General features: G+C 57.8%; 7 protein-coding genes. 5 read left to right on the top strand and 2 right to left on the bottom strand.

The window, feature by feature from the left end; all coding sequences use genetic code 11:
- Positions 1-33 precede the first annotated feature (33 nt).
- A complete protein-coding gene (locus AC1DA5_RS05275; protein WP_480289463.1) occupies positions 34-687 on the bottom strand; it encodes a hypothetical protein in 654 nt (217 codons plus the stop codon).
- A gap of 179 nt (positions 688-866) precedes the next feature.
- Positions 867-1547 carry a DUF6318 family protein gene (locus AC1DA5_RS05270; RefSeq protein ID WP_480289462.1) on the bottom strand — a complete coding sequence of 227 codons (681 nt, stop codon included), beginning with the start codon at positions 1545-1547 and terminating at the stop codon, positions 867-869.
- A 398-nt stretch (positions 1548-1945) separates the two neighbouring features.
- Between AC1DA5_RS05270 and AC1DA5_RS05265 the strand changes: the two genes are divergently transcribed.
- The 5 genes from AC1DA5_RS05265 (at position 1946) to tuf (ending at position 10705) form a co-directional block, all read left to right on the top strand.
- On the top strand, positions 1946-2899 hold the full coding sequence (locus AC1DA5_RS05265; RefSeq protein WP_480289460.1) for a cutinase family protein: 954 nt from the start codon (positions 1946-1948) through the stop codon (positions 2897-2899).
- A gap of 3148 nt (positions 2900-6047) precedes the next feature.
- Entirely contained in the window at positions 6048-6422 is a 375-nt protein-coding gene (gene rpsL, locus AC1DA5_RS05260; protein ID WP_058237858.1) for a 30S ribosomal protein S12, read from the top strand.
- A complete protein-coding gene (gene rpsG / locus AC1DA5_RS05255; RefSeq protein ID WP_058237171.1) occupies positions 6422-6892 on the top strand; it encodes a 30S ribosomal protein S7 in 471 nt (156 codons plus the stop codon). Before rpsL ends, rpsG begins: the two co-directional genes overlap by 1 nt.
- A 149-nt stretch (positions 6893-7041) precedes the next feature.
- Complete coding sequence (gene fusA, locus AC1DA5_RS05250; RefSeq protein ID WP_058237170.1) at positions 7042-9165, top strand: elongation factor G; 2124 nt, start codon at positions 7042-7044, stop codon at positions 9163-9165.
- Positions 9166-9514: 349 nt separating this feature from the next.
- Complete coding sequence (gene tuf, locus AC1DA5_RS05245; RefSeq protein WP_058237169.1) at positions 9515-10705, top strand: elongation factor Tu; 1191 nt, start codon at positions 9515-9517, stop codon at positions 10703-10705.
- Positions 10706-11269: the final 564 nt, after the last annotated feature.

The following is an 11269-nucleotide window of genomic DNA, read 5'->3' as shown; positions in this document are numbered from 1 at the left end:
TTTCTCGGTTTACTTTGTGGTTTCTCTGTTTGGTTAGTGTCCGTGGGTTTTTTCGGCGTGGTCGGTGAGGACTTGGTGGGGTTTGGTTAACAGGAATGGGGCGCTGGTTTCTCTTGTGCTTGTAATGCTAGGGATTGTGTGCGTGGTGCCGGTGAACGGGTTGGTTAGTGTGACGTCCCACGTGGTGGTGAGTGTGACGGTTTGGTGGGGTGATTCGTTTTGCCATGAGTGTGTGTGCACCATGTTGGGGTAGGGGTTTCCTGGGGTGGTGGTGATCAGTGGTGGGGTGTGGTCGTTGAAGTCGAATGTGTAGGTGGAGGCGTGAAGGGTGAGGGTGACGGTGTGGTTGAAGACGGTGAGGGTGTGGGTTTGGGTGGGGGTGGCGGCGTAGATGTTGGAGGGCACTTCGGTGAAGGCGTGTTGGTGTGGTTGGATGGTCAGGCCTGCGCCGCGTAGGGTGATGGTGTTCAGGGCTGTGCGCACGATGGTGTCGGTTGACGGAGTGGCGGGCTGGTCTGGTTCTTTTCCTTCAGGTTTTTCTGTTGGTGGTGGGGTGCATTTGTCTGCTGGTGTGGCGCCGGCTGTGCCGGTGCCGATCTTGCAGCGCACCTGCCAGCCCGGTACACGAAACCCACCAACCGGTCCCTCAACAACCTCAACCACACCGGCAGGCGCTCCGTCATCCATTGCGGGATAGTCGATTCCTGGCACAAGTGACGTTTCTTCAACTGAAAAACGATAACTAATTTCTCCGTACGATTCACTTGTCACGAGCGTTTCGAAATCTGGCGGAGAATCGGATTCGGGAGAAGATACTGGGCTAAGAACGAAGGCCACGCTAAAGAGCGCGGAGGTGAATCTCCTTTTCATGGTCGGGAATCCTCTACTTCTTCCTTTGATTTAGCATGGAAGCTATTCATCACGAACGACGATCCCTCTATCTTGATCTCAAATTCCATGGTGAGCGGATTCTCATCGAATTCAGTGATTTCGTCGTTTCGATACTCGACGTACGCGGCAGTCATGACATCTGCGGTAAGGAAATAGAGGTTTTGATTCTCCGGGTGAGAAATAGGGTCGCTCGTTGACTGGATGGCGTATTTGATTCCCTCAACCCATTCATCCATTTCATACAGAGAAGATATGTTTTCGATAAAACTGTTACATAAGGTGCAGGTTGGGCTGCTGACTTTTTTGAGGGTGGTGGTGTTGCCGGTGTTGATGGAGTATGCGAGGAGGTTGAGGTAGTACTCGGCGAAGTAGCGTGCCCCGAACGCGTCCATGTTGGTGGCAGCACTGGGTAGTTGTGGTTCGTGTGGTTCCACCCAGTCCACGGGCCTGCCGAGCTTCCCGTTGGGTAAAATCGGGTACTCACCGGACATGGGTATGCTGTGGGCTGCATCGCCTGACCCGCTTTGATTGGCAGAGGCTTCAATGTTGTTGCTTTGCCCGTCTTGTGCCTGGCTACATGCAGCCAGCATGATCATTCCGGCCACTACTGGAACAAGGAGCCTGGCGTGCGTGGAGCGTCGTGATCGTCGTGTCATGTGCACCACACTACGAAACGGCACTACCGCCCGTACAGACCCAATTCATAATTGTGGACCAAACTCCTCCTGCACCCACCTGTCGATCTGGAAGCCTCTCACTGGATTCATCACGGCTCTACCTCCCGATAGGTAACTCCTGACCAGTGCAAACGCCTCGCCCGTGGGTGCGATTGCCGGTGACCTGCCCTTCAGATCGACAGACGGGGAAAGAGGGAAGGAGAGGGAGAAGGAAAGTACAGATCTGCCGACGATTCCCAGAATATGGATCGTCAAAGTCGGCCCGAAACATCGAGAAAACTCACTGATGCCGATCTGGAGCGTACTGCGTGTAGCAGTAGATGGGAGTCTCCCTCGTTAATGGGTAGAATTTGGGTGGAACCGAGAGGGAGTGACGGATGAGAAAGCTCGGACTACCTGCGCTGATTGCTGTGACGGCACTCACTGCAGCCGGGTGTGTGGCCGGTAACAGCCCTGCCGAGCCGGAGCAGTCTCTCGCTCAATCCGCCCTTTCGAATCAGTCAACCTCGTCGAACCAATCGGAAATAGAAACCGACAACCCCATCGAAGCTGCCCCCGACCAATCCCAATCCAGCCATCCAGCCGAGCAGTCTTTCATGACCACCGGAGAATGCGTGGACGTCGTGGCGATTAATGCGCGTGGAACGAATGAGGAGACCGGCGGCGGTGGCCTCACTGATGCCGTAGCGGGCGAGATCGTTGAGAAATGGTCGAAAGACGCGCGTGCCATTGCGCTGGAATATCCCGCAAGTTTTGACGTTAATGCTTCCGTCGAAGACGGGGTTTTAGCTCTGACCGCGATGCTTGAAGATGGCGCGGCTCGGTGCCCGAATCAGAAATACGTGCTCGTGGGTTATTCGCAGGGCGCGATCGTTGTCGCTGAGACGCTGAGCAAGCCTGAAGACCGGCTGATCATGGGCGATGTCGAGCGACTGAGTGAGCCTGCGCGGAAGGCGATTGCTGCCGTCGAGCTATACGGTGATCCTGGTTTTGTTGGGTCGATGCCGTATAACCGCGGCGACTACGATCCGCGTTTTAACGGGATGTTGCCGCGGCACTCGCAGGCTTTAGCTGAATTTGCCACCCGGATTCGTGACTTTTGCGTTGCGGAGGATCTATTTTGCCAGGGGAGCCGGCGCACAGGTATTCAGCGCTCGGCTCATTCGCTCTACTGGACGAACGGCATGCAGGCTGAAGGTGCAGCTCACGCGTTGGAGCGCCTTTACCGGAGGGCCGAGTTGGCTGGAGAGGATATCGGTGCCGAAGGCGCAGCGCCTGAGGAAGCTGACAGTGGCGACGTCCAAAGTGGAGGGGCAAATAACGGGCACTAAGGGCGCCGTGATGTGTCCTTTTGGCTCTGACATCGAGTGCCGTGACGCTTCCGAGGCCTCTGGTGCTGTTGTGTCCGAGGTTTCTTCAGATCTTGGTTGCCACAGTCGCAAAATGGTGTTGTTTCCCTCCCCGCCGCCCTGTCCACCCAAGTGTCGATTTGGCTGCCGTATCCTCCCAATTGACGAGGGTGCCCCACGCATCGTCACTGGCCAGCAGGCATTTGTGGATCGAGATGCGTGGAGAGAACCGTCGGATGGGCCTTGAAATCGACAGTAGGGGAGAGAGGGAGATGGGAATTGGAGACTATTAACGGCGGAAGAACAGTATCGAGTCTCTGCATTGGCGCAGAGAAGCACATAGAATTGACTACGTTGATCCACTAGTCAAATGGAGGAGACACCGTGATCAAGAAACTCTTCAAGCTCGTTCTTTTTGGCGCTCTCGCAGCGTTCGCCGGCCTCATTGCGATCCAATACGATGGCCCTCGCAACTTCCTGAAAGACCTTGGTGTGCCGCTGTAAGCAACTAATTCGCAGATCGAAGACCTGTCGGATTTGCACGCTTAGTCACGCCGATTAGTCTCTAGGTGCCGAGCTGTACCACCAAGGTAGAGCTCGGCACCTTCATGCAGTTTTCGGCAGTTCTTTCACGAAGCAAGCACATTCAACAGTGCGCCACATTCAGGGCATCTGCATTCAACTCGTTGGCACCGATCTCGCGCGGGCGCTCGCGGCCTCCCTCGTCGATTCGGAGAACCAATACGTCGATCAGCGCTTTCCACGCGCGTCCCACGCAACCGGGCTTCGATCCGCGCAGCCGAATGCTCAGGGTGGTGCAAATCGTCCCAAATGAAGCGTTCGAAAACCCAGCCGCGCGCCTCCAAATCTCGCTGCCTCCTGCCCTCAGATTGGTAAGAGTGAGCGATCTGTGAGTGCGACACGCCTCGTTTGCTGCGGCCGTCAAATTCAAGTGCGACCTTCTCGCGCGGAAAAGCAATATCGATGAAGTACACGCTCGCCGGGCGCGCTCCAGCAAGGCTCTCAGCTGGGCGTTGGTGCACTTCAAACTGTGTACGCACAGCGTGAAGCTTCCGACTGCGAACTATCCACAGCAGCATCGCCTCGCCAATTGATTCGCAGCCCGCATCCGCATGCTGTATGAGCCATCTCGCGCGAGCCACATTGCGATGCCCCCTCGGAAAGCGACTAAGCTGGCGGACCAGAGCAGCTCGCACACGCTCTTCAGCCTTGCGAGACCTGTCCTGATGGTGCTTGTTGAAGTGACTCAGCCGACGCATCCCGTCGCATAGCGTCACGAACGCGTGGCTCGCCGGCATCGTGAGAGCGCACAAAATGAGCGTGTCCTCAAGTGTCGCCACACGTAGCAGCATTCGACGGCGCGACCCCGACACGTCGCTTTCACGCCCGCGGTCGATGCTGGATCCGCGGATTCTGACCGTGCGTATCGGCCCGATAGCTGGTACCTGGTGTCGCATTATTCGGGCAGCTGGGATAGAAATTCTGCTTGCTTCGATGGGGGATCGCCGAGGGTGGCCGCAACGAATCTCAATCCGAGGCAAGGTCGGGGATTCGTTTCCTGGTCTGCCATGCGTAAGGATGTGAACGTCAGGCGAACGGTCCCAGCACCACAGGCCGTGGAGCAAAGCTGCAGATGGGCCTATGAATGTCGCGTGCGGATGCGTCAGACAGGTGGCCGCAATCCGTGCCAAGGCGGCATCATTGCGGATCTTCCACGTTTCACTCTGGGTAGCGCTGGGATCGATGCGCCACGTGACGCCTCGCTTAACGCGCGCGTAGTACTGACCAGTTTGTTTCTTAAGGGCGCTGAGGCGGCGGTGGCGCGAGGTTGTGGCGAGGTGAAGGTGCTCGATGTAGGTGGTCACTCGGATACCTCCTTTCTAAGGGTGCCCAGTTGTCGAGCACTGACTGTGTGGCGATAGAGCTGGATGCGTGATGGTTGTGTTGGGCGTGCGGACGGTTATGTCGAGTTGCATGGCTGAAAGAGCATGACATGGGGAAGCGGCGTATGCGGCAATAAGAGCGGCAGCTTGTGGATACGGTGGTGGTAGGGGTGATACTTGTGGATAACTCGGCTTGAGCCGGGCGGGTACCCTCGGCCGTGAGGATTCCCTCTGGTCGGTTCGCCTTGGAATATTCCACGATTCCATCGGGACAACTTCTGCAGGGAGGTCGCCGGGCAATCTTTCCGCTTTCCTTCCACTACTCCCTCCCTTCCTTTCTTTCACCCAACTGTCGATCTCGAGGCGCGATTCGACAAGATGTTTTTTAAAACCGCAGGTCAAGAACAGTTTTTATGAAAGGTAGTGCCGAAGATCGTGCTGAAATCGACAGTTGGGTAAGGGTAAGAGTAAGAGTAAGAGGAGCAGGGGCGGAGGAAGGGACGGGGTCGATGGGAAGCCCTCCTTGGAAGGTCGCCCGGCAGTCGCCGTAAGCGGCCTGCCGCGAGGCGTCGGAAGTTTCCGTGACTCCATTCCTAACAATCCACTCCGACCGCGCCTCCGTCCAGAATGCGCCTTAGCTCACGCCGTACACAATTGACGTGCCCGCCGCCCACAAACTAAGCTGAAATGCGGTAACCCGAGTACATCGGGTCACCTGACCGCTTGATCACACGATCTGGCGGCGATGCGACACTGATCGCACCAGTGATCAAGACGCAGCGCCACAACCGGTGATACAAGCATCGGGCTCCACAAGGAGGATACCGAGCGGACGGCCATCGCCCCCTCGCCCTCGTGCCATCGGAGCTCCGGGCGTCATTCTCTGACCGCACGGGCAGCAGGCCCCACAGCCTGGGTGCACAGCAGAACAAGCTGAGCAACACGCTAACCGTCGGACATCATGGCGCGCCGGCCCCTGATGGATCAACGCTGCCCAGTCAGGGGACTTGACAATATCGGGCTGACTGAAGCCAGGGTGCCTGCGCTACGCCGGGCACCACACAAGAAAACGCACGACGATGCGTGGCTTGCCCTCGTCAACCGGCAACGATCCGCCGCCGAACTCACGGCAGCGAAATTCAACCGGACACTGGCCCGACAACGGGGCAGCTGCTGACACAGGCAAACACAGTCATCAGAGTGCACAACGACTGGAGAATTTTTCAGTGCCTACAATCCAGCAGCTCGTCCGCAAAGGGCGCAGCTCCAAGCGCGGCAAAGTGAAGACGCCTGCGCTCAAGGGCTCGCCTCAGCGCCGTGGCGTGTGCACCCGTGTGTACACCGCCACCCCGAAGAAGCCGAACTCTGCGCTGCGCAAGGTTGCCCGTGTGCGCCTTTCGTCAGGCATCGAAGTGACGGCTTACATCCCAGGTGAGGGACACAACCTCCAGGAGCACTCCATCGTGCTCGTCCGCGGTGGTCGTGTGAAGGACCTCCCTGGTGTCCGTTACCGTATTGTCCGCGGATCACTTGATACGCAGGGCGTGCGCAACCGCCAGCAGGCTCGTTCACGTTACGGTGCGAAGAAGGAGAAGAAGTAATGCCTCGTAAAGGCCCAGCTCCCAAGCGCCCGCTTGTCGACGATCCGGTTTACGGTTCCAAGATCGTCTCGCAACTGGTCAACCGTGTTCTGCTCGACGGCAAAAAGTCGTTGGCTGAACGCATCGTGTACGGCGCGCTCGAGACAGTGCGTGAGCGTACCGAGCAGGATCCAGTGGTGGTTCTCAAGCGCGCTCTGGACAACATCCGCCCAGCCCTTGAGGTGCGTTCCCGCCGTGTCGGTGGCGCTACCTACCAGGTTCCGGTTGAGGTTCGCCCGGCCCGCGCCACCACTCTGGCTCTGCGCTGGCTGGTTGACTTCTCGCGTCAACGTCGTGAGAAGACCATGACCGAGCGTCTCGCTAACGAAGTTCTCGATGCGTCCAACGGCCTCGGTGCCGCTGTGAAGCGCCGCGAGGACATGCACAAGATGGCCGAATCGAACCGCGCATTCGCCCATTACCGTTGGTGATTTTTCCATTCCCGAGGGCGGCCTCTGACGCCGCTGACAACCATGCTGCGTGAAATAATACTTTTGCCAGCTGTTTAATCCCCAGCGGGGCTCCGCCCTCGTTAATGGGGATCACCGAAAGAACGCACGACGAAGCGAAGGACAACTCCGTGGCACAAGAAGTGCTAACAGACCTGAGGAAGGTCCGCAATATTGGCATCATGGCTCACATTGATGCCGGCAAGACGACCGTGACTGAACGCATCCTGTTCTACACGGGCATTAACTACAAGATCGGTGAAACGCACGACGGTGCGTCAACCACTGACTGGATGGACCAGGAAAAGGAACGTGGCATCACGATTACCTCGGCTGCTGTGACCTGTTTCTGGAAAGGCAACCAGATCAACATCATCGATACCCCTGGCCACGTGGACTTCACGGTGGAAGTTGAGCGCTCACTGCGTGTGCTCGACGGCGCCGTGGCTGTCTTCGATGGTAAGGAAGGTGTGGAGCCTCAGTCAGAAACCGTGTGGCGTCAGGCCGACAAGTACAACGTCCCACGTATCTGCTTCATCAACAAGATGGACAAGCTGGGCGCCGACTTCTACTACTCGGTGCAGACCATCAAGGATCGCCTCAAAGCGAACCCGATCGTCATGCAGCTGCCCATTGGCGCCGAGGATACCTTCGAAGGCAACGTTGACTTGCTGTCAATGAAGGCTTTCCATTACCCGGCAACTGACGCAGACGGTAAGCCCACCCTTGGTGCCATCGTCGAGGAAGGCGAGATTCCCGCCGACCTGCAGGACAAGGCCGAGGAATACCGTGAGGCTCTGATGGAAGCCGCCGCTGAAGGCAACGACGAGCTCATGGAAGCCTACCTGGAAAACGGCGAACTGACCGTTGACCAGATCAAGGAAGGCGTGCGTGCGCTGACCGTTTCAGGCAAGGCCTTCCCGGTCTACTGCGGTACCGCACTGCGCAACATGGGTGTTCAGCCCGTGCTGGACGGTGTGATCAGCTTCCTGCCCTCACCTCTGGATATCGAATCCGTCAGCGGTTTCGAACCTGGTGATGACTCTGAGGTAGAGAACCTCGTTCGTCATCCCGATGAGAACGAGCCTTTCTCAGCGCTGGCATTCAAGATTGCGGCGCACCCGTTCTACGGCAAGCTGACCTTCATCCGCGTCTACTCCGGCAAGATGGAAGCCGGCTCCCAGATCATGAATTCGACCAAGGGTAAGCGTGAGCGTATCTCCAAGATCTTCCAGATGCACTCCAACAAGGAGAACCCGGTTGATCTGGCGCACGCTGGTCACATCTACGCTGTGATCGGTCTGAAAGACACCACCACCGGCGACACGCTGTGTGACCTGAACGATCAGATTGTTCTGGAGTCGATGACCTTCCCGAAGCCCGTTATTCACGTGGCTGTCGAGCCGAAGTCGAAGGCTGACCAGGAAAAGATGGGCGTCGCCATCCAGAAGCTGGCTGAAGAGGACCCGACCTTCACCGTTGAGCTGGACCAGGAAAGTGGCCAGACCATCATCGGTGGTATGGGCGAGCTTCACCTCGACATCATTGTTGACCGTATGCGTCGCGAATTCAAGGTCGAGGCTAACGTCGGCAAGCCGATGGTCGCCTACCGCGAGACGATCCGTAAGACCGTCGAAAAGTTTGAATACACTCACAAGAAGCAGACCGGTGGTTCGGGTCAGTTCGCCCGCGTCATCATCATGCTGGAGCCGCTGCCGAGCGATTCCGAAGAAGAGTACGTCTTCGAGGACAAAGTCACCGGTGGCCGCGTTCCGCGTGAGTACATCCCCTCTGTAAACGCTGGTATTCAGGAAGCCATGCACTCCGGTGTTCTGGCTGGATACCCGATGGTGGATGTCAAAGCCACGCTTCTTGACGGTGCATACCACGAAGTTGACTCGTCTGAAATGGCGTTCAAGATCGCAGGTTCAATGGCCATGCGTGAAGCCGCCAAGAAGGCGAAGCCGGTTCTTCTTGAGCCGATTATGGCCGTCGAGGTGCGTACGCCTGATGAATATCTGGGCGACGTGATCGGCGACCTGAACTCTCGTCGTGGTGCCATCCAGTCAATGGATGAGCAGCATGGTGTGCGTGTTGTTCGCGCGCAAGTTCCGCTGTCGGAAATGTTCGGATACGTTGGCGACCTGCGGTCCAAGACCCAGGGACGCGCCGTGTACTCGATGCAGTTCGACAGCTACGCCGAGGTTCCTCGTAGCGTTTCAGAGGAAATCGTCGGAAAGTCTCGGGGCGAGTGAGTCCCACGGGGTCGGATCAACCCCGATCGGTGTACCGTAGTGCTATTGCCTGTTGCACTGCGTGATTGCACTGGTCAGATCGGTCAGCGGTGGGGAACTTCGCAGTAGCGGGGGTCCCGCGCCGGAACCGATCGGTCGAGACCGGAGCGTCAGTGCAGCGCAAGACGGATAGCGCCGGGATTCCGGTGAGCGAGGTGGCGGGGATCACTGTCAAGGGGCAGTGTGAAAGCTGCAGCGCAGATCCGCACTCCAATTCAATAGAAACCCTGTAGGATCTCACGCCCTGTGGGTGTTAAGCTAACACCTAGCCATAGGCTGAGAACATCTACCCGAGTCCAGGAGGACACAAGTGGCGAAGGCCAAGTTCGAGCGCACCAAGCCGCACGTCAACATCGGTACCATCGGACACGTTGACCACGGCAAGACGACGCTGACAGCAGCAATTACCAAAGTTCTGCACGACAAGTACCCGGAACTGAACGAGTACACGCCGTTCGAGAACGTCGACAACGCTCCTGAAGAGCGCGATCGTGGCATCACGATTAACGTCTCCCACGTGGAGTACCAGACCGAGAAGCGTCACTACGCACACGTTGACGCCCCCGGTCACGCTGACTACATCAAGAACATGATCACCGGTGCAGCCCAGATGGACGGCGCAATTCTGGTGGTCGCAGCAACCGACGGCCCGATGGCTCAGACCCGCGAGCACGTTCTGCTTGCCCGTCAGGTCGGCGTCCCCACCATCCTTGTTGCTCTGAACAAGAGCGATGCCGTGGATGATGAGGAAATGCTGGAGCTCGTTGAGGAAGAATGCCGCGACCTGCTCAACTCTCAGGACTTCGATGGCGACAACGCCCCGATCATCCGCGTCTCGGCGCTCAAGGCTCTTGAGGGCGACGAGAAGTGGACGAAGGCAATCGAAGAGCTCATGGATGCAGTGGACGAGTACGTCCCGACCCCTGAGCGCGATCTCGACAAGCCGTTCCTGATGCCGATCGAGGACGTCTTCACCATCACCGGCCGTGGCACCGTTGTGACCGGCCGTGTCGAGCGCGGCAAGCTGGCTCTGAACTCTGAAGTCGAGATCCTCGGCATCCGCCCGACCCAGAAGACCACCGTCACCGGTATCGAAATGTTCCACAAGTCCATGGATGAAGCATGGGCAGGCGAGAACTGCGGTCTGTTGCTGCGTGGCACGAAGCGCGAAGATGTCGAGCGCGGCCAGGTTGTGGCCGTCCCCGGCTCCATCACGCCTCACACGAACTTCAAGGGCCAGGTTTACATCCTGAAGAAGGACGAAGGCGGCCGTCACAAGCCGTTCTTCTCCAACTACCGTCCTCAGTTCTACTTCCGTACCACGGACGTCACCGGCGTCATCACGCTGCCCGAGGGCACCGAGATGGTTATGCCTGGCGACACCACAGAAATCACCGTTGAACTGATTCACCCCATCGCAATGGAGCCCGGCCTGGGCTTCGCTATCCGCGAGGGTGGCCACACCGTTGGTTCAGGTCGTGTGACCGAAATCGATAAGTGATTCGGTAGCTGGGTACAGTTGGCATTGAGCCGACTGTAACTGGCGCTGGCACTCGCGAGGTTCCCCGTTTGGGCCGTTTGAGTCGGTATTGACGAGGGCGCCTGGCGGTGAGCCGAATGAGCTGAGATGGGCTTGGTGGCATCGAAAGATGCTTCCAAGCCCATCTTTTTTGTGCTGCTGTATCTTCTTGCCGTTTCTGTCTTTTTGCGTGCTCTGTTTCAAAGCGCGCCCATTCCTTTGGCGCCCTCTGGCCTGAAGCGTGTTCTGCCTTTTGGTAGCGCCGCCCTTTTCTCGTGCTCTGTCTTTTGGCGGCTCCGGCTCCTAGCTGTAGTCCGTCTCTTAGCCTGCTCCGGCCTTTAGCGTTCTCCGCCCTTTTGTCGGCCCAGTGTGATTCGTGCTTCCCATTGTCTGACCGTGAGATCAATAGCCAAGGGGCGTGTATATGCTTTCTGTCGCTATTACGCGGCGATGGCGCTGTATGCTCCAACGAATTCGGGTCTGGCACCTTTTCGCGCTCCGAACTGTTCCGGCCCCATCTCTTCTTGCGTTCCGAACTGTTCCGGC

It is taken from the genome of Pauljensenia sp. C0254C2, assembly GCF_056583835.1.
The sequence above is the reverse complement of the archived record's forward strand: the minus strand, read 5'-3'. Positions and strand labels throughout refer to the sequence as shown.